Genomic DNA, 17,392 nt, shown 5'->3' on the forward strand with positions numbered 1-17,392 from the left:
GCGCCCGGGCAGCGCAGACTGGCGCCAGTTGTGGGAGAATTTAACGATGCGCATTTTTCTGGGCGTGCTGGCGCTGGGGCTGGCCTATCTTCTGTTCTGGCCGGTGCCGGTCGAACCTGTGTCCTATGATCCGCCCAAGGGGCCGGGATTTACCGGAGAGTTTGAGGAAAACACCGCCCTTGAGGGCGCGCAAAAGGTGGTCCTGCCCAATGGCGCCATCGGTCCCGAAGATCTGGCGGTGATGCCGGATGGGACGGTCTACACAACCGATCTGGACGGGAACCTTTATCGCATTGATGGCGACCAACCCGAACTGGTGGAGGCGCTGGGCGGGCGGCCGCTGGGGCTGAAGGCCGGGCCGGATGGCGCGCTTTATATCGCCGACAGTTTCCGTGGCATCATGCGCTGGAGTGGCCCCGGCACGCTGGAAACCCTGGTGAGCGAGATTGACGGTGCCCCGGTGATCTATGCCAACCAGCTGGATGTGGCGCGCGATGGCACGATCTATTTCTCCAATTCCTCGGACCGGTTTGACCCGGAGACCATGGGCGGCACCAAACCCACCTCCGTGCTGACCGTCTGGGAACAGTCCGACACGGGCTACGTGGCCCGCCGCACCCCCGATGGAACGGTTGAGAAGATCGCCACCGGGTTTGTCTATACCAACGGTGTTGCCCTGTCGCCGGATGAGGATTTCCTGCTGATCAACGAAACGGGCCGCGCCCGGGTGCATCGGTTGTGGTTGACCGGTCCCAACGCCGGGCAGCAGGAACTGTTTCTCGGCAACTTGCCGGGCTATCCGGATAACCTTGAGGCGCAGGGTGATGGCACCTTCTGGCTGGCCTTTGCAAGCCCGCGCGTGCCGTCCGAAGTGCTGATGCCCTATCCCTTCCTGCGCAAGGTGCTGTGGCGGCTGGGACCGAAGGTGCGCCCAGCGCCGATCCATCGCGGCATGATCATGCAGTTCGATGCGGATGGTAACATTCTACGCACCCTGCAGGATCCTGCGGGCGGGCTGGGGATCACCACTGGCGGGCGCATTGTCGGCGACCAGCTTTACGTGATGACGCTGGACAGTGACAGCTTCGCGCGGCTGCCGGTGGCGGATCTGCCGCCGATCCAGCGCTAGGCCGGTTCGTCCCGATCCAATCTGCCCCGGCGTTAGTCTGGATCGCGGCGGCGTTGCGGTGCAGTCTGGCGCAAACCGAAAGCAGGAGGAGCCGCAGATGGCACGGGTATCCGTCGAGTACAAAGACCACATCGCCCATGTGACGCTGACGCGCGGGGACAAGATGAACGCGCTGGACGACGAGATGATCAAGGGGATCATCGCCGCCGGGCATGAGGTCGCCGCCTCCAAGGCGCGTGCCGTGGTGCTGGCGGGGGAGGGTAAGGCGTTTTGCGCCGGGCTTGACCTGATGAGCTTTGCCAAGATGGGGCAGATGGATCCCGAAGAATGGCTGATGGCCCGCAGCTTTGACGATGCAAACGAGGTGCAGGAGGTCGCGATGGCCTGGCGCCGGGTACCGGTGCCGGTGATCGCGGCCGTACAGGGCGTCTGCTTTGGCGGCGGTTTGCAACTGGCGCTCGGCGCGGATATCCGCATTGCTGCGTCGGATGCGCGGTTTTCGGTGATGGAGATGAAATGGGGCATCGTCCCCGACATGGGCGGCATGGCGCTGTTGCCCCGGCTGCTGCGCTCGGACGTGCTGCGACGCCTGACCTATACCGCCGAAGTGTTCGAGGCCCCGCAGGCGCTGGACTGGGGGCTGGTGACCGAAGTGTCCGACGATCCCCTTGCCTCTGCGCAGGCGCTGGCGGCCGAGATCGCGGGTAAGAACCCCGAAGGCATCCGCGCCGCCAAGCGGCTGATCGGTGTGGCCGAAACCGCTGATCAGGCCACGGTGCTGATGGAGGAAAGCCGCGAGCAGGTGGCTCTCATCGGCAAGCCCAACCAGATGGAAGCCATTGCGGCGCAGATGCAGAAACGCCCGCCGCAGTTCAAGGACTGATGGCGGCGCCCTGAGGCGGCAGCGGCGCCTTGTGCAACAGCTTGGGCCAGATGGCATTGACCGCGGTGAGATCCTGAACCCCAAGCCCGGACAGGCAGGCGATGCTTGTCCGCTCAGGGTTTTCGGAGATGCCCGCCTCCAGCGCCGCGCCGACCTCGGTCAGATCCGTCGCGGCCATCAGTCCGGATCGGATCGCGCGGTGCGGCGCGCCAAAAGCCAGACCTGACGCGTGCGCATCGACAAAGACCTGCGCCTGCGACAGGGCCACGGGATCAATTTCGCATTTGGTTTCATCGTCTGATCCGACCGACGTGATATGTTGGCCGGGTCTGAGCCAATCGGCATGGATCAGCGGCTGTTTTGCTCCGGTGGCGGTCAGGATCACATCGGAGGACCGGACGGCTTGTTCCAGGTCATCGGTGATCTCAAATCGCATCCCGGCAAATTGGGTCTGTAAATCACCCACCAGCGCCTGCGCCCTTGCCCGGTCCCGCCCCCAGACCTGAACCGAGGTTATGGGGCGGACCAAAAGCAGCGCCTCAACCTGCAGCCGCGCCTGCGTGCCGGTGCCGATGACGACGGCGTGTTGCGCCCGGTCGGCGACCAGAAGATCGGCCACGACCGCGCCAGCGGCGGCGGTCCGGCAATCCGAGATCAGATGATCATCTTGCAGGATAGCAACTGGCCTGCAGGTCTGGCTGTCGAACACCGCGATCATTCCGCTCGACGGCGGTGCACCGATGTTAGCGAGATCCTGCGACCATCCCGCCATTTTCACCGTGAAAATGGGGCAGCCTGCAAGCGTCGCGGATTTCACATGAATGTCTGAGCCCGGTGATGGGTAGAGCACCTGCACAGGCGCTGTTGCCGTCCCGTCGGACAGCGCGCGAAAGGCCTGTTTCGCGGAGGGGATCAGATCCGCGACAGACATATGGGGATGAATATCCTCTGCGGTGTAGATCGGGATCATGGCGCGCTGATCTCTCCGGTTCCGACAAAGGCAACCTCGCCCGCAACGGTGACATGGCTGATGGCATCAGGGGTGCCATAGGGGGTCACGAGCAGGGCGCTGGGCCGTCCGATGTAGTGGCCCTGCGTCAGGGTAAAGGTGTGGTCCGCCTGCGCCAGTCCGTGTTTCAATGCATAGGCGCCGATGACACCAGCGGCACTGCCGGTGGCGACGTCCTCAAGCAGACCGTCGTTGTTCCAGTGGCGGCCTTCGAAGGTTTCCGTGTTGAAAAGGTAAGCGAATTCGGCGCCAACGGTCCGCAGCCTGTCCTCAAGATCAGGAGCCATGATCCGGGCCTCACGTAGTCCGCCGGTCACGGGGACCACCAGGTACTTCAACCCGGTCGATATGATTTCAAGCGGCAGGGGCGACAGGTCACCGGTGGACAGGTTGAAGGCTTCGGCGAAGGCGGTGCGGCTGTCGTCCGGCGCGGTGCCCAGGAAGTCGGGCTGTCCCTGATTCAGCGTTCCGAAATAGCGTCCGGCGCGGGCCATGGTGGTCACGCGCACTGTTCGGCCGCCCTGCAGGGTGAAGGTCCAGGATTTTTGCCCGGGCGCCCCGCATTGCATATGAAGGCTACAGGCCGCTCCGATGATCGGATGGCCAGCAAAAGGCAGTTCCTCGCTCAGGTCAAAGACCCGCGCTTCGATCTGGCCTTCGGTTTCCGTCAGGAAGATGGATTCGAAATGACGAAGCTCCTGCGTCATGGTCAGCATCTGCGCGGCGCTGAGGCCCGCGCTATCGGGAAAAACCGCAAGACTGTTGCCGGAGTAGGGGCGGGATGCGAAGACATCACAATGGACAAAGTTGTAAGAGCGGTTGCGCTGTGACATGACTGACCTGCATAGCGGAGAATCTATATAGATGATTGACTATACTTATGCCGATTTGCTGTCAACGGCCACCGCATTGAAGGCGCTGGCCAATGAGAACCGGCTGCAAATTCTGCACTGGCTCAGCGATCCGGAGCGGCATTTTCCGCCACAGGAGGATGGTGATCTGGTCAGGGACGGGGTCTGTGTAGGGTTCATCACCGAGAAGATCGGGCTGCGACAGCCGACGGTGACGAACCATATGCGCGTCCTGCAAGAGACCGGGCTGGTGACCAGCAAGAAAATCAAGAACTGGGTGTTTTACAAACTGGTCCGCAGCCGGGCCGATGCCATCTTGGCCGACGCCGCCCACCTGTGGGAAGAACCGGAATAGGCCACAAGCCACAAGGGCAGTGATCGCACTGCGGGATATTGAGACGGATCAAGGACGCCGACAGGGAAACCGATCAGACAAGGCCTATGAAATCGCTATTTCTCATACTGCTTTACGTTGCTGTGGTCATATCGCCGCTTGTGGTCTCTGCGATCTTCGGGGGACCGCCGCGCTCTTTCGGGGCTGAACTGGGCACCGGGCTGGGGATGCTCGCCTATGCCATGATCCTGGCCGAATTCGTCTTGTCTGGCCGGTTCAGGCGGGTGTCGTCCGAGATCGGTATGGATGTGACCATGCGGTTTCATCAGGTCATGGCGCGGGTGGCGCTGGTGCTTGCGCTGCTGCACCCTTTTTTCTACGGCGGCAGCCTTGTCGGCGGGCAACGGCCCTGGGATCAGACGCGGGTTTTGACCGTGACGACCGATTTTTCCGCCCTGTCGACCGGGATTGTCGCCTTCCTGCTGCTGCCCGCACTGGTGGCGTTGGCTGCCTTTCGCACGCAGCTGGATTACAAGTACGAGACCTGGCGCCTGATGCACGGGGTTGGCGCGGTGCTGATCGCCGGTGCCTTGCTGCACCATGCTCTGGCAGCGGGGCGTTACAGTGCTGACCCTGCCATGGTCTGGCTCTGGGGTGGGATGACCGCCGTGGCGGTGGGATCGCTGGTCTGGGTCTATGTGGTTGAGCCGCTGCGGGCGCGGCCCTGGCGGGTGGCCAAGATCAAACGCCTGACGCCCCGGCAATGGGGCCTGACCCTGAGGCCGGAAGGGCACGATGGGCTGCGCTACAAGGCCGGGCAGTTTGCCTGGCTGAACATTGGTCACTCGGCCTTCTCGCTTGATGAAAACCCGTTCTCGATCAGCTCCGCCCCGGCTGCGGGGGCAGAGGTCTCTTTCGTGATCAAGGAACTTGGCGATTTCACCGGTTCTCTGGACCAGGTGAAGCCGGGTATGCGCGCCTATCTGGATGGTCCCTATGGCAGCATGTCGGTTGAGGGGCGGTCAGAGCCGGGGATTGCATTGATCGCGGGCGGCGTTGGTATCGCACCGATGCTGAGCATTCTGAACCAGATGCGCCTGACCGGGGATTCGCGCCGGGTCCGATTGATCTACGGCAACCGCCTTGAAGAGCAGATCGTGTTCAGGGAGGACCTGCCGCGCGAGGATACGATTCTGGTACTGTCAGAGCCACCTGTGGGCTGGCAGGGGGAGACCGGGATGATCGGCCCAAACCTGTTGGATGGGAGTTTCACGGATGATGAGTTTGCAGAGTGGCTGTTCGTTCTCTGCGGGCCGCCGATCATGATGGATACGGTCGAGGATCACCTGATCGCACGTGGCGTCTCATCCGGCCGAATCCTGTCAGAAAGGTTCGACTATGGCTGAGTTCCTGCGAAACCGACCAATGCGGCGCCGGGTGGCTCTGGCGATCCGGGCGGTGGTCATTGTGGTCCTGTTGGCGCTGCTGGTCTTTGTCCTGCGATAGGGTGGAGCGCCCTTGTCAGTCCAGATCCGTCCAGGGCCAGGGTTTGACCTTGCTGGCGGCGGTCTGATAGCGCGCCGCCTTTGCTACCCAGATGCCAAGGTCCGTGCCGAACTCTGCCAGCCGTTCGTTTGGCTGCTTGTTGTTGAGCAACATCACCACGAACTGAATGACAGTCACCACGCCCAGCACCGTCTGCGCCAGTGAGATCAGGACGGCGATGATCAGCATGTAGATCAGCCGTGTCAGCAGGCTATCCTCGCCCTCGGGCTCAAATTGTTCGCCGTGCAGACGGCCGTCAATCTTGTCGTCGTCACTCTGTGCCATCGTAAATCCCGCTGGGTGGTTCCTGCTGCAAATCATCATGCCCGTGGCTGTTGCCCGGAGCTGCAATACTAGAAACAGGATTTCACATCCGGGACAAAAGGAAAAGGCCGCGCCTGATATCAGACGCGGCCCGGATCTTTTGCCGTTAGCGCGCCTTACAGCGACGCGTCATAGATCTTGGAGATATTCGCGCCAAGGGCGGCATTATACTCCGCATCGCTCATCGACACGTTCAAACCTTCGGTCAGCGCGCGGCTGAAGGAGGCGATCATCTTGGGGTTCTGGGACAGTTTCGCGCAGGCATCGTCGGTGCTGTAGCCGCCGGACAGGGCAACAACGCGCACCACCTCGGGGTGGTCGGCCAGATCATCATAAAGACCGGCTTCATTCGGGATGGTCAGCTTCAGCGCAACCTTGGTGCCGCTCGGAAGGGCGTCGAGCGCGGCTTTCAGCTCGGTCTTCAGGATGGCTTCGGCTTCGGCTTTGGTCGCGGAGTGGATATCGACCTCGGGCTCGATGATCGGAACCAGTCCGGCGGCGGCGATCTGCTTGCCCACTTCGAACTGTTGGGCGACCACATTCTTGATTCCGGTTTCGTTGGCTTCCTTGATGACCGAGCGCATCTTGGTGCCGAAGATCCCCGCTGCCACGGCCCGCGCCAGAAGCGCATCCAGATCCGGCATCGGTTTCATCATCTGGGCGCCGTCCTGTTCGTCGGCCAGCCCCTTGTCCACCTTCAGAAAGGGCACCACGCCGCATTTTTCCCACAGGTAGGTGGGGACCTGAATGCCATCAATTGCATTGTCCATCGTCTTTTCGAACAGGATCGCGCCAAGGATCTTGTCGCTGTTGAAATCCGGTGCGGTAATGATCCGGGCACGCATTTTCTGGATCTCGCCAAACATCTCATCATCGTTCGAATAGGCGTCTTCCATCACACCATAAAGCGCCAGCGCCTTGGGGGTGGAGCCGCCCGACTGATCCAATGCGGCGATGAAGCCCTTGCCCTTTGCAATACGGTCAAACTGTTCCTGCTTGGTGGACGTCTCTTGCGCCATGGGTCGGGATCTCCGCGAATATCTGTTGGACTATTTCCAACCGTCTATACCGTGCCCGTGAACAGAAACAACTGGCCTGTCATACGGTTGCGCTAACAGTGTGAGCGATTGCGCTAACGGAAGAAGGATTTACGCGCATCCCGCGCCATGCCCCAGCGCAGTTCCAGATCCGCGATACGGGCCATGGCTGCGCGGCGCTCCTCTGCATCGGTCAGTGTGGCGTATTCCGCCCGGGCTGCGTCGAGTTCTTTCTTGAGCGTGAATTCTTCGGGAACCGCGCCTGCCTCGGCCATCACCCGCAATCCCGCCGCTAAACCGGGATCAACCAGCTCCTGTCCGGTGCGGTCGGGTAGGGGTTTGCCTTCGCCCTCAAGCCCAGAGAGCTGCCCCCGGGCATTGGCCGAGCGGATCTGATCTTCGATGAGTTTGCGAAAGGCCCGTATCATGAGTGGCAGAACGGGGTGGGCCGCAGCCAGTTGCAAGAACGGTATAGTGTCGCGGCGACAGTGCAGGGTGAAATGCAAAACGGCAGACGTTTAGGTCTGCCGTTTGCTGAATTTGGTTTGTCACTCTGGTTTTAAACCAGACGCGAGGTTTCCTTGGCCGCGCGCACGAAGTCCTTGAACAGGGGGTGCGGCGCAAAGGGTTTGGATTTCAGTTCCGGGTGGAACTGCACGCCGATGAACCAGGGATGGTCGGACCATTCCACGATTTCCGGCAGGCGGCCATCCGGCGACATGCCGGAGAATTTCAGCCCGCAGGCTTCCAGCTGGTCCTTGTATTTGATGTCCACCTCATAGCGGTGGCGATGACGTTCCTCGATGTGGGTGCTGCCATAGACTTCGGCCACTTTGGAGCCTTCGGCCAGCGTGGCATCATAGGCGCCCAGACGCATGGTGCCACCCTTGTCGTCATCGGCCTTGCGGCTGACCTTGTGGTTGCCCTGTACCCATTCCTTGAGGTGGTAGACGACGGGTTCAAACCGTTTCTTGCCTGCCTCGTGGTCGAATTCCTCAGAACCGGCCTCGGTTATCCCGGCCACATTGCGGGCGGCTTCGATTACCGCCATCTGCATGCCGAGGCAGATCCCCAGATAGGGAACATTATGCTCGCGTGCATATTGGGCCGCCTTGATCTTGCCTTCGGTGCCGCGTTCGCCAAATCCGCCGGGTACCAGAATCGCGTGGAACCCCTGCAGATGCGGCGTGGCGTCCTCACGGTCGAACAGTTCGGCGTCGACCCATTCGATCTTGACCTTGACGCGGTTGGCCATGCCGCCGTGGGTCAGGGCCTCGGCGATGGACTTATAAGCGTCTTCCAGCTGGGTGTATTTGCCCACGATGGCGACCTTCACTTCGCCTTCGGGGTTGTAGATGCGGTCGGCCACATCGTCCCAGCGCATCAGATTGGGTTTTGGAGCCGGGGCAATGCCGAAGGCATCCAGAACAGCCTGATCCATGCCCTCGCGGTGGTAGGCCAGCGGTGCCTCGTAGATGGATTTCAGATCCTGCGCGGCGATGACGCTGTCGGGGCGCACGTTGCAGAACAAGGCCAGCTTCTCGCGCTCTTTCTTCGGAATTGGGCCTTCGGAGCGGCAGACCAGAATGTCAGGCGCCAGACCGATGGAGCGCAGTTCCTTCACCGAGTGCTGGGTCGGTTTGGTTTTCAGCTCGCCCGATGCCTTGATATAGGGCAGCAGGGTCAGATGCATGAAGATACACTGACCGCGCGGTTTGTCCTGGCTGAACTGACGGATTGCTTCGAAGAAGGGCAGGCCTTCGATGTCACCCACGGTGCCGCCGATCTCACAAAGCATGAAATCGACCTCGTCCTCGCCGATCGAGATGAAGTCCTTGATCTCGTTGGTGACGTGCGGGATCACCTGAATAGTCTTGCCGAGGTAGTCGCCGCGGCGCTCCTTCTCCAGCACGTTGGTGTAGATGCGGCCCGATGAAATCGAGTCGGTCTTGCGCGCCGGTACGCCAGTGAACCGCTCGTAGTGACCAAGGTCGAGGTCGGTTTCTGCGCCATCGTCGGTGACGAAGACCTCGCCATGTTCAAAGGGGCTCATCGTGCCGGGATCGACGTTCAGATACGGATCCAGCTTGCGCAGGCGAACGGAGTAGCCGCGTGCCTGCAACAATGCGCCAAGGGCTGCAGATGCCAGCCCTTTGCCAAGCGATGAAACAACGCCACCAGTGATAAAGATAAATCGCGCCATGAGTGTTCGGCTGCCCCCGTGAGAAGTCAGATTTCAGCTGCCCGGCGGCCTGTAAAAACCGCAGCATCACGGGACTTTACGTATAAAGGATTCGCGCAATAAGCGCAAGGGAACCGCAAGATGCTGTTACGGTCCCCATTTTATTTTCTAGCTGTAGTAGGTTAGTCGGCGCTGGGTACCAGCGGTGCGTTGTCGCCTTCTGCCGGCGGCAGCAGGTCGCTGCCAAGGGGCGCCGCCGGTGCCGTCTCTGCGCCGTCATCGCCAGCGGGTGCAACGATGCGGTCAGCAACCGAAGAACCTGCGGATTTCTGGGCCGCCAGAACGGTCAGTGTGATCGAGGTAACGATAAAGGCCGCTGCGAGGATCCAGGTCACTTTGCTCAACGCCGTCGCTGCAGCGCGGCCGGTCATTGCGCCGCCACCGCCACCGCCGCCCATGCCAAGGCCGCCGCCTTCGGACCGTTGCAGCAGAACGACAGCAATCAGGCCCAGAGCCAGAAGAAGATGGATGATCAGTACAACGTTTTCCATGGGTCCCTGCGGCGGTTGGCTCAGTATCGGGCGGTAAATAGGGAAGAATGCAGACAGGGGCAAGGGCCGAGTTGGCCGGGCCGCATTCTGTCGCGCCCGAATGTGTCAAATGAAACAGAACCGGACGCGGGAAGCGCCCTGTTTTCGCGCCCTTCTGCGGAATTTCCGGTATTTGTGACTGGACAGAATTGGCGCCCGGGGGGCACTGTTTGACCATGCCACATGATCATTCTGACCACCCACATGCTTTGCTGCCGCCCGATCCCGCCCTGCGGGTCAAGGCGCTTGAAACGATTCTGACCCGCAAGGGGCTTATTGACCCGGCGGCACTCGATGAGATCATCGATACCTATCAGACCAAGGTGGGCCCGCAGAATGGCGCCCGCGTGGTCGCCCGCGCCTGGAGTGATCCCGCCTTCAAGGCAGCGCTTCTGGCGGATGCGGACCCGGTGTTGTCCGAACTCGGCTATTATGGCCGTCAGGGAGAACACATGGTGGTGGTCGAAAACACACCCGAGCAACATAATATGGTCGTCTGCACCCTGTGCAGTTGCTATCCGTGGCCGCTTTTGGGAATCCCGCCGGGCTGGTACAAATCGGATGCCTACCGCGCCCGCGCCGTGCGTGCGCCGCGTGCGGTGCTCTCTGAATTTGGCGTGACTCTGCCTGAAGGCACCCGGGTGCGGGTCTGGGATTCCACCGCCGAGGTCCGTTATCTGGTCCTTCCAATGCGTCCCGAGGGCAGTGAAGGACTGGACGAAGATGCGCTTGCTGCGCTTGTGACCCGCGACAGCATGGTGGGCACCGGCCTGCCGAAAACGCCTGGGGCACCCTGATGACCCGACTGCATGATATGGGCGGACGCTTTGGTGACGGGCCGGTACGGCCGGATGGGCCGAATGCGCCGGTATTTGCGGCAGAATGGCATGCCCGCGCGCTGGCGGTGACGCTGGCCTGTGGCGCCCTTGGGCAGTGGAACATCGATACCTCCCGCCATGCCCGCGAAAAACTGGCGCCGCTCGATTACACCCGGTTTTCCTACTATGAAATCTGGCTTGCCGCGCTCGCGGATCTTCTGGTCCAGAAGGGGGTCCTTAGCGAGGATGATCTGGCCGGGCAGGGAGGGGATGGCCCACACCCGCTGGCCGATCGGAAACTCTCTGCCGACGCCGTGGCCGCGATGCTGGCCAAGGGCGGTCCGGCTACCCGCACCGGCGGGCCGGAGCCGGTTTTCAGCGAAGGCCAGAGCGTGCGCACGCGCCATCCCGGTGGCAGCAGGTTGGTCGATGGCGGCCACACACGGCTGCCTGCCTATGCCACCGGCGCGACGGGCCGCATTCTACGCCTGCAAGGAACCCACGTGCTGCCTGACAGCGCTGCGCACGGTCTGGGTGAGGCGCCGGAGCCACTTTATGCGGTCGTTTTCCCGGCGGGGGAATTGTGGAGCCATCCGGAAGATCCGGCGGATGAGGTGGTTCTGGACCTGTGGCAAAGCTATCTGGAGGCGGTTTGAACATGAACACATGTCGTCCTGGCGATGTCCCCGAACCGGCCTTTGAACAGCCCTGGCACGCGCAGGCCTTTGCGCTGACAGTGCATCTCAATGAAAACGGCCGCTTTACCTGGCCCGAATGGGTTTCGCGCTTCTCGGCGACACTGGCCCGGCACGGGGTGTCGCGCGACCTTAATGGCGGCGATGATTACTTCGCAGCTTGGCTGGAAACCCTCGAGGCGATTCTGGCCGAGGACGGGGCAGCCCCGGCAAGCGAGGTGGAAAGCACCCGCGAAGGCTGGGAAAAGGCCTATCTGGAAACCCCGCATGGGCATCCGGTGGTCCTGCGCGACGCCTGAGCCGGTCTAACCGGCAAGAAACACGCTGCAGGGGGGCGCCTGCGGCGAATTTGCGGTTTTACTGGGCCTGCGGCACCGCTATACCGGCCCGGGTTTGAACCAGACAGCTATAAAGGACCGGATATGGCCAATGTCGTCGTAGTCGGCGCCCAGTGGGGCGACGAGGGAAAAGGCAAGATCGTGGACTGGCTGAGCGAGCGCGCCGATGTGATCGCGCGCTTTCAGGGCGGCCATAACGCCGGCCATACGCTGGTTATCGACAGCAAGGTCTATAAGCTGCACGCGCTGCCCTCTGGCGTTGTGCGCGGTGGCAAGCTGTCGGTGATTGGTAATGGCGTGGTTCTTGATCCCTGGCATTTGATCAAGGAGATCGAAACCGTACGGGAACAGGGCGTCGATATCACGCCCGAGACGCTGATGATCGCCGAAAACACGCCGCTGATCCTGCCGCTGCATGGTGAGTTGGATCGCGCCCGCGAAGAAGCCGCCAGCAAGGGCACCAAGATCGGTACCACCGGTCGTGGCATTGGCCCGGCATACGAAGACAAGGTTGGCCGCCGTGCCATCCGCGTTGCCGACCTGGCAGACGAAGCCACGCTGGAGGCCCGTGTGGACCGCGCGCTGCAGCATCACGATCCGCTGCGTAAGGGGCTTGGCGTCGACCCGATCGACCGCGATGCGTTGATCGCGCAGCTGAAAGAGATCGCTCCCAAGATCCTGCCCTATGCGGCGCCGGTCTGGAAGGTTCTCAACGAAAAGCGCAAGGCCGGAAAGCGGATCCTCTTTGAGGGAGCCCAAGGCGCGCTGCTGGATATCGATTTCGGCACTTATCCCTTTGTGACCTCCTCCAATGTGATTGCAGGTCAGGCGGCCACGGGTGTCGGAATCGGGCCTGGGTCCATCGACTATGTTCTGGGCATCGTCAAAGCCTATACCACCCGCGTGGGGGAAGGCCCGTTCCCGACCGAACTGCTGGGCGCCGATGGCAAACCCGATGCGGATGGTGAACGCCTTGGCACCCGCGGGCATGAATTCGGCACCACTACCGGCCGTCAACGCCGCTGTGGCTGGTTCGATGCCTGTCTGGTGCGCCAGACCTGTGCCACCTCTGGCATCAACGGTATTTCGCTGACCAAGCTGGACGTTCTGGATGGGTTCGAGACGCTGAAGATCTGCACCGGCTACGATCTGGACGGAGAACGTCTGGATTACCTGCCGACCGCGGCAGACCAGCAGGCTCGCTGCACGCCGATCTACGAGGAAATGCCCGGCTGGTCCGAATCCACCGAAGGCGCGCGCAGCTGGAACGACCTGCCCGCCAATGCCATCAAGTACGTGAAACGCGTAGAGGAGCTGATCGAATGCCCGGTTGCGCTTCTCTCCACCAGCCCGGAGCGGGACGACACCATTCTGGTGACGGACCCGTTTGCTGACTGATGGCGGATAAACCCCGCCTCAGCTACAAGGCCCGTCGTCGCTGGGCGCTGGTGCTCCTGCTGATTGGCATGCCGCTTTATATCGTCATCGCGGTGACCATCCTCAATCTGCTGAACCGACCGCCGGTGGTGGTTGAACTGCTGGTCTACGCGGTGCTGGGCATCGCCTGGGCGCTGCCGTTCAAGTTCGTGTTCCGGGGTATCGGCCAGGCCGACCCGGATCAGCCACCGGAAGAATAGACCCGGTCCGGTAAGAGCATATCCAAATGCAAAAAAGGCGGGCTGTTCGGCCCGCCTTTTCGTTTGGATGGTTTGGGTGCAAACCCCTACCGCGTCGGGTTAGCCAACGGCCCGTTTGGCCGGGCGGAAGCCGGTTTCCTCGGTTGCGGCAAAGCGGCCGTTTTCGGAGCGCTCGATCTTGCCTTCCCGCAGCAACTGCCCAAAGGAGCGCAGCCCGTCTTCGCGATTGAATTCGGCAGCGCCTGCATCGCGCACCTTGTTCATCAACTGCGGGCGGGAGAAGTGATCGCGGCCTTCGACAAAGCTCATATAAGCGGCTGCTGCCTCCAGCAAATCCTGCAGCTCGACCGCGCCGCGCTCCGCCGCATAGGCCGCGAAATCTGCGGCAGTGGCATCCGAGGCAGAGCCTTCATCCTTCAGCACCGAAATCCGACGCGGGCGCACGGGGCGCGTGGCTTGCGGCGTGCCGCTGGCGCTGTCCTCGGCTGCGGGGGAGGGATCGATACGCTGCTCCGCAACCAGTTTCAATGGTGCGGGACGGGACGCATTGCTCCGTTCGCGCGCGCTGCGGCCACCGGTCGGCACCGGCCGACGCGGTTTAACCACGCTGGCCAGATCCTGACGGTAGGCGTCTTCACTGTTTTCGCTACCTGCGCTGCCACCGGCAGAGCGATCTGCCTCGGCTGCTGCCACTGCGGCGCGCAGATGGCCGTAGGTTTCGCGCGAAGAGGCGGTTTCCGGCGCGTCGAGTTTGGCATCTGCCGCATCCATCAGCCGCGATACATCGCTGTCGGGGAAATCTGCGGAAGGGGCTGCCGGGCGTTTCTTGGCGGCATCCTCGGCGGCAGCTGGCGCTTCGGCCTCTTCGGTGCTTTCTTCTGCCGTCTCGGTTTCCGCTTTCTGCTCTTCCTGCAGGTCTTCTTCGGTCTCTTGCGAGGCGGCGAGGAGTTCGGCCTCGACTTCTGCCAGCTCCCGCATCAAATCGGCTTCATCCTCGTCCGACAGGCTGCTGTCGACGCCAGGGGTTGCGGAGGCAGTGGCGGGCTCGTCCTCGGCGCTGTCGGAAAGGTTTGTCAGGGCCCCTGTGGCGACAACCTGTTCAAGATCGGCCCGTTTGACTTTGATAACACGGGCGCGCATCGGACGGCGCGGCTCCTCAGCCGTTTCCGGCTCGGCCTGTTCGGGTTCGGTGGCTGGTTCAGCCTGTTCCGGTTCAGCCTGTGCCTCTGGCTGCGCGGGTTCCTGTTCCGGGGCTGTCTCGGGCGCAGGTTCCGGTTCAGCTTCAACCGCTGCCTCTACAACGGGCTGATCCGCTACGCTGTCCTCGGCTTCGGCGTTGTCTTTGCCCAGTTGGGCCAGAACACGGGAGATCTCGTCATCATTCGAAGCGTCTTCGTCGGCTTTGGCTTCCTCTGCGGCCGCGTCCTCGGCGAGGGCTTCGGAGATGTCGCTGGCGGCCTCTGACAGGATGCTTTCGGCGTGTTCATCTTCGGAGAAATCCTCTTGTGGGGTCTGGGACACCACGGCACGGATCCGGCGCAGTTTGGCGGCGATGCTTTCGGCGGCGGCGGCGTCACGCTTCGGCGCTTTCGGCTCTGCGATTTCCGCTTCGGCGCTTTCGTCTTCAGCTGCTTTCGCGGGTTTCGAATCTTCGTCTTCTGCAGCCTCGGCTTCACTGTCATGGGCTGCGGCAGCGGCCGAGATGGCGGCGATCTTATCCGCGTCAGGAGCTGGGGGCTGTGCCTGCCCTTCCTCGGTTAGGGGGGCGGCATCGCCGTCCGCCTCATCTGTATCCGTTGCGTCCGCGGGTTCTTCTGCGGCCTCACCGACGGAGGCTTCGGGCGCCGGGGGTTCTTCGATGCTCGGCTCGGCTGCGCTGCGTTCTGTCGGCTCTGACTGTTCGCTGGTCGGAGCGACAGTGTCTTCAACATCTGTTTTCTGTGTATCTCTAACCTGCGCTTCTTCAGTCGGTGCGTCTGAAACCGTAGCCTCTGCAGCGGGCGCGGGCGCGGGCTGTGGCGCTGTGGCGGCGCGCAGATGGATGCCTTCGGTGCTGGTGCGGGCCTCGACCTGACGTGCGATCTCCCGCTGCGCAATACGGGCGAGCATGTCTGCGTCGGGCTGTGGCGGTTCGGCACCGAAATATCGGTCGTCAGAAGCCAGGTCACGAAAATACTCTGCAATCGCCTTCATGGTTCCAAAGGAGTCCTCGAACCCTTCCAGCGTGCAGGAGAATGTCCCGTAAGAAACGGTCAAAACTTTGTTATTTTGTACCATAGGGCTGCGCGTCCTCACCAAAGTCGTTGACGTTTACAGTATGGATCAGGTCGTCAAATTCTGCGCGAATCCGTGCAATTGATCGTATCATTTTGTGTTTAGATTGTGGCCTGTTTCCAGATCTGCGAGAAATCCCGGCATGAATAAGCTGATTGTTGATGAGATGAAGCCAGTAACCCTGGTTGGTGGCGGTCATCTGGGTCTGGATGACCTGAATGAGGCGTTGCGCCATGCGCCGGTGCTCGTGGCTGCGGACGGCGGTGCGGGGGCTGCGCTGGAGCAGGGACACGTACCTGAGGCGGTTATCGGGGACTTTGATTCGCTGCCGGAGACGGTTCAAAACCGGCTGCCTGCGGAAAACCTGTTCCATCTTCCTGAGCAGGACACCACGGATTTTGACAAGGCGCTGCGGTCGATCCGGGCGCCGGTGGTGCTGGGGGCGGGGTTCCTTGGCGCGCGCGTCGATCACCAGTTGGCGGCCTTTCACACGCTGATCCAGCCCGGGCGCAGCCCCTGCATTCTGATCGGTGCGACTGAACTGGTATTTCACGTCACCCAGCGTATTGCCCTGCCGATGGCGGCGGGCGATGTGGTGTCGCTGTTCCCGATGCAGCCGGTAACCGGACGCTCCGGCGGGCTGGTCTGGCCGATCGAGGGGCTTCAGATGTGCCCGACCAGCCGGATCGGAACATCCAACCGCGCCGTGGGGCCGGTCTGGATCGAAGCGGATGGGCCGGGGTTGCTGGGCATCGTGCCGCGCCGATACCTGGAGCCGCTTATGCGGGTGATTGCGTCACCGGGGCCTTGCTAGATTGCGCCGCTTGCCGTGCCACGGCCTGTTCGCGCAGGATGACGTAAAGACCCGCCGCAACGGTGATGGTGATCCCAAGGGCGGCCAGGCCATCCGGCAGTTCGATGAAGATCAGCCAGCCGAACAGGGTGGCCACCGGGATTTCCAGATATTGCATCGGCGCAAGGGTCGCGGCCGGGGCATAGCGCAGGCTCCAGGTCATCAGCAGATGCGCGCCGGTGCCCAGAACCCCGATGCCAAGCATCAGAAAGCTGGTCCACAGATCCGGAACCACGATCTGCAAACCCTCGATCCCCAGCGGATCGCCGATCAGCAGCAGCGGCGCCAGCATAACACAGGCCATCGTGCCGGATACGGCCTGTAGGCTGATCGGATCTGTCTCCTTGGCGATCTGCCGGGTGACCATCATGAACAGGGCAAAGATCACCGCCACCGCCAGCGGCCAGAGGGCGTGCAGGCCAACTTCGGCAAAGCTGGGCTGGATCACCAAGAGGGTGCCCGCAAAGCCGACAACGCAGGCCAGGATGCGGCGCAGGCCGACCTCTTCGAGCAGGATGAACTTGCCGATCAGCAACATGATAAAGGGCATGACAAAGGCAATCGCCACCGCATCCGCAAGCGGCAGGTATTTGAGGGCGGTAAACATCGCGCCGATCCCGCCGATATGCAGCAGGGTACGCAAAAAGGTCAGCCGTAGCACACGCCCGCGCATGCGCCACATGCGGGCGCCCCCCCAGACCAGCGGCACCAGCAGAATCACCTGCGCGGCAAAGCGGACAAAAATCAGCTCTCCCAGTGGGATATGCTGGCCAAGCAGTTTGGCTACCGCATCGCCGAGCGGCGCGAGGATGCAAAAGCCAAGCATCAGAAGGATGCCGAGAAGGGGACGATCTTGGGTCATGAAACGCACGCTAGGCGGGCGTCCCGGGAAG

At 62.1% G+C, this 17,392-nt stretch carries 19 protein-coding genes; 10 read left to right on the forward strand and 9 right to left on the reverse strand.

The window, feature by feature from the left end; all coding sequences use genetic code 11:
- The first annotated feature begins 46 nt into the window (after window positions 1-46).
- Window positions 47-1,129 carry an SMP-30/gluconolactonase/LRE family protein gene (locus AC5SSZ_RS03375; protein ID WP_495436927.1) on the forward strand — a complete coding sequence of 361 codons (1,083 nt, stop codon included), beginning with the start codon at window positions 47-49 and terminating at the stop codon, window positions 1,127-1,129.
- A gap of 97 nt (window positions 1,130-1,226) precedes the next feature.
- Window positions 1,227-2,012 carry a crotonase/enoyl-CoA hydratase family protein gene (locus tag AC5SSZ_RS03380; protein ID WP_495436929.1) on the forward strand — a complete coding sequence of 262 codons (786 nt, stop codon included), beginning with the start codon at window positions 1,227-1,229 and terminating at the stop codon, window positions 2,010-2,012.
- Here the strand turns inward: AC5SSZ_RS03380 and AC5SSZ_RS03385 are convergent.
- Together AC5SSZ_RS03385 and AC5SSZ_RS03390 are read right to left on the reverse strand one after the other, a co-directional pair.
- A complete protein-coding gene (locus AC5SSZ_RS03385; protein ID WP_495436931.1) occupies window positions 2,002-2,982 on the reverse strand; it encodes an ornithine cyclodeaminase family protein in 981 nt (326 codons plus the stop codon). The two genes, AC5SSZ_RS03380 and AC5SSZ_RS03385, sit on opposite strands and share 11 nt — an antisense overlap.
- Entirely contained in the window at window positions 2,979-3,854 is an 876-nt protein-coding gene (locus AC5SSZ_RS03390) for a PhzF family phenazine biosynthesis protein (protein WP_495436933.1), read from the reverse strand. Before AC5SSZ_RS03390 ends, AC5SSZ_RS03385 begins: the two co-directional genes overlap by 4 nt.
- Window positions 3,855-3,885: 31 nt before the next feature.
- On the opposite strand from AC5SSZ_RS03390, the gene AC5SSZ_RS03395 reads away from it, so the two are divergent.
- Complete coding sequence (locus AC5SSZ_RS03395; protein WP_368997658.1) at window positions 3,886-4,227, forward strand: ArsR/SmtB family transcription factor; 342 nt, start codon at window positions 3,886-3,888, stop codon at window positions 4,225-4,227.
- Window positions 4,228-4,313: 86 nt separating this feature from the next.
- Window positions 4,314-5,612, forward strand: a complete 1,299-nt coding sequence (locus tag AC5SSZ_RS03400) for a ferredoxin reductase family protein (RefSeq protein ID WP_370570848.1) — start codon at window positions 4,314-4,316, stop codon at window positions 5,610-5,612.
- A gap of 115 nt (window positions 5,613-5,727) precedes the next feature.
- Here AC5SSZ_RS03400 and AC5SSZ_RS03405 read toward each other — a convergent pair whose 3' ends face one another.
- The 5 genes from AC5SSZ_RS03405 to secG form a co-directional block, all read right to left on the reverse strand.
- Window positions 5,728-6,036, reverse strand: a complete 309-nt coding sequence (locus tag AC5SSZ_RS03405; protein WP_495436937.1) for a DUF4389 domain-containing protein — start codon at window positions 6,034-6,036, stop codon at window positions 5,728-5,730.
- Window positions 6,037-6,191: 155 nt separating this feature from the next.
- Complete coding sequence (locus AC5SSZ_RS03410; RefSeq protein ID WP_274838306.1) at window positions 6,192-7,094, reverse strand: fructose bisphosphate aldolase; 903 nt, start codon at window positions 7,092-7,094, stop codon at window positions 6,192-6,194.
- 113 nt (window positions 7,095-7,207) lie between these two features.
- Entirely contained in the window at window positions 7,208-7,540 is a 333-nt protein-coding gene (locus AC5SSZ_RS03415; RefSeq protein WP_274828281.1) for a DnaJ family domain-containing protein, read from the reverse strand.
- Window positions 7,541-7,671: 131 nt separating this feature from the next.
- On the reverse strand, window positions 7,672-9,315 hold the full coding sequence (gene pyrG, locus AC5SSZ_RS03420) for a CTP synthase (protein ID WP_065270874.1): 1,644 nt from the start codon (window positions 9,313-9,315) through the stop codon (window positions 7,672-7,674).
- Between the two features lie 161 nt (window positions 9,316-9,476).
- Window positions 9,477-9,845, reverse strand: a complete 369-nt coding sequence (gene secG, locus AC5SSZ_RS03425; RefSeq protein WP_065270873.1) for a preprotein translocase subunit SecG — start codon at window positions 9,843-9,845, stop codon at window positions 9,477-9,479.
- 215 nt (window positions 9,846-10,060) lie between these two features.
- On the opposite strand from secG, the gene nthA reads away from it, so the two are divergent.
- From nthA to AC5SSZ_RS03450, 5 genes are all read left to right on the forward strand, one after another.
- Complete coding sequence (gene nthA, locus AC5SSZ_RS03430) at window positions 10,061-10,681, forward strand: nitrile hydratase subunit alpha (protein WP_495436942.1); 621 nt, start codon at window positions 10,061-10,063, stop codon at window positions 10,679-10,681.
- Entirely contained in the window at window positions 10,681-11,358 is a 678-nt protein-coding gene (gene nthB / locus AC5SSZ_RS03435) for a nitrile hydratase subunit beta (protein ID WP_495436944.1), read from the forward strand. Before nthA ends, nthB begins: the two co-directional genes overlap by 1 nt.
- 2 nt (window positions 11,359-11,360) lie before the next feature.
- A complete protein-coding gene (locus AC5SSZ_RS03440; RefSeq protein ID WP_370570853.1) occupies window positions 11,361-11,696 on the forward strand; it encodes a nitrile hydratase accessory protein in 336 nt (111 codons plus the stop codon).
- A gap of 123 nt (window positions 11,697-11,819) precedes the next feature.
- Window positions 11,820-13,133, forward strand: coding sequence for an adenylosuccinate synthase (locus AC5SSZ_RS03445; RefSeq protein ID WP_065270870.1), 1,314 nt, complete (start codon window positions 11,820-11,822; stop codon window positions 13,131-13,133).
- A complete protein-coding gene (locus tag AC5SSZ_RS03450) occupies window positions 13,133-13,372 on the forward strand; it encodes a DUF2842 domain-containing protein (RefSeq protein WP_065270869.1) in 240 nt (79 codons plus the stop codon). Before AC5SSZ_RS03445 ends, AC5SSZ_RS03450 begins: the two co-directional genes overlap by 1 nt.
- Window positions 13,373-13,471: 99 nt before the next feature.
- Here AC5SSZ_RS03450 and AC5SSZ_RS03455 read toward each other — a convergent pair whose 3' ends face one another.
- A complete protein-coding gene (locus AC5SSZ_RS03455) occupies window positions 13,472-15,649 on the reverse strand; it encodes a chemotaxis protein CheA (protein ID WP_495436948.1) in 2,178 nt (725 codons plus the stop codon).
- 139 nt (window positions 15,650-15,788) lie between these two features.
- Between AC5SSZ_RS03455 and AC5SSZ_RS03460 the strand changes: the two genes are divergently transcribed.
- Window positions 15,789-16,460, forward strand: coding sequence for a thiamine diphosphokinase (locus AC5SSZ_RS03460; RefSeq protein ID WP_495436950.1), 672 nt, complete (start codon window positions 15,789-15,791; stop codon window positions 16,458-16,460).
- Here AC5SSZ_RS03460 and AC5SSZ_RS03465 read toward each other — a convergent pair.
- Complete coding sequence (locus AC5SSZ_RS03465) at window positions 16,426-17,361, reverse strand: DMT family transporter (protein WP_274832440.1); 936 nt, start codon at window positions 17,359-17,361, stop codon at window positions 16,426-16,428. The genes AC5SSZ_RS03460 and AC5SSZ_RS03465 overlap by 35 nt on opposite strands.
- Between the last annotated feature and the right edge of the window lie 31 nt (window positions 17,362-17,392).

The sequence above is a fragment of the Phaeobacter sp. CC-HEC084 genome (assembly GCF_059429255.1).

What these genes read in the sequence shown, in the direction of transcription:
- AC5SSZ_RS03375 (WP_495436927.1), top strand. Translation starts at nt 47, where the DNA reads ATGCGCATTTTTCTGGGCGTGCTGGCGCTGGGGCTGGCCTATCTTCTG.
- AC5SSZ_RS03380 (WP_495436929.1), top strand. Translation starts at nt 1,227, where the DNA reads ATGGCACGGGTATCCGTCGAGTACAAAGACCACATCGCCCATGTGACG.
- AC5SSZ_RS03385 (WP_495436931.1), bottom strand. Translation starts at nt 2,982, where the DNA reads ATGATCCCGATCTACACCGCAGAGGATATTCATCCCCATATGTCTGTC.
- AC5SSZ_RS03390 (WP_495436933.1), bottom strand. Translation starts at nt 3,854, where the DNA reads ATGTCACAGCGCAACCGCTCTTACAACTTTGTCCATTGTGATGTCTTC.
- AC5SSZ_RS03395 (WP_368997658.1), top strand. Translation starts at nt 3,886, where the DNA reads ATGATTGACTATACTTATGCCGATTTGCTGTCAACGGCCACCGCATTG.
- AC5SSZ_RS03400 (WP_370570848.1), top strand. Translation starts at nt 4,314, where the DNA reads ATGAAATCGCTATTTCTCATACTGCTTTACGTTGCTGTGGTCATATCG.
- AC5SSZ_RS03405 (WP_495436937.1), bottom strand. Translation starts at nt 6,036, where the DNA reads ATGGCACAGAGTGACGACGACAAGATTGACGGCCGTCTGCACGGCGAA.
- AC5SSZ_RS03410 (WP_274838306.1), bottom strand. Translation starts at nt 7,094, where the DNA reads ATGGCGCAAGAGACGTCCACCAAGCAGGAACAGTTTGACCGTATTGCA.
- AC5SSZ_RS03415 (WP_274828281.1), bottom strand. Translation starts at nt 7,540, where the DNA reads ATGATACGGGCCTTTCGCAAACTCATCGAAGATCAGATCCGCTCGGCC.
- pyrG (WP_065270874.1), bottom strand. Translation starts at nt 9,315, where the DNA reads ATGGCGCGATTTATCTTTATCACTGGTGGCGTTGTTTCATCGCTTGGC.
- secG (WP_065270873.1), bottom strand. Translation starts at nt 9,845, where the DNA reads ATGGAAAACGTTGTACTGATCATCCATCTTCTTCTGGCTCTGGGCCTG.
- nthA (WP_495436942.1), top strand. Translation starts at nt 10,061, where the DNA reads ATGCCACATGATCATTCTGACCACCCACATGCTTTGCTGCCGCCCGAT.
- nthB (WP_495436944.1), top strand. Translation starts at nt 10,681, where the DNA reads ATGACCCGACTGCATGATATGGGCGGACGCTTTGGTGACGGGCCGGTA.
- AC5SSZ_RS03440 (WP_370570853.1), top strand. Translation starts at nt 11,361, where the DNA reads ATGAACACATGTCGTCCTGGCGATGTCCCCGAACCGGCCTTTGAACAG.
- AC5SSZ_RS03445 (WP_065270870.1), top strand. Translation starts at nt 11,820, where the DNA reads ATGGCCAATGTCGTCGTAGTCGGCGCCCAGTGGGGCGACGAGGGAAAA.
- AC5SSZ_RS03450 (WP_065270869.1), top strand. Translation starts at nt 13,133, where the DNA reads ATGGCGGATAAACCCCGCCTCAGCTACAAGGCCCGTCGTCGCTGGGCG.
- AC5SSZ_RS03455 (WP_495436948.1), bottom strand. Translation starts at nt 15,649, where the DNA reads ATGGTACAAAATAACAAAGTTTTGACCGTTTCTTACGGGACATTCTCC.
- AC5SSZ_RS03460 (WP_495436950.1), top strand. Translation starts at nt 15,789, where the DNA reads ATGAATAAGCTGATTGTTGATGAGATGAAGCCAGTAACCCTGGTTGGT.
- AC5SSZ_RS03465 (WP_274832440.1), bottom strand. Translation starts at nt 17,361, where the DNA reads ATGACCCAAGATCGTCCCCTTCTCGGCATCCTTCTGATGCTTGGCTTT.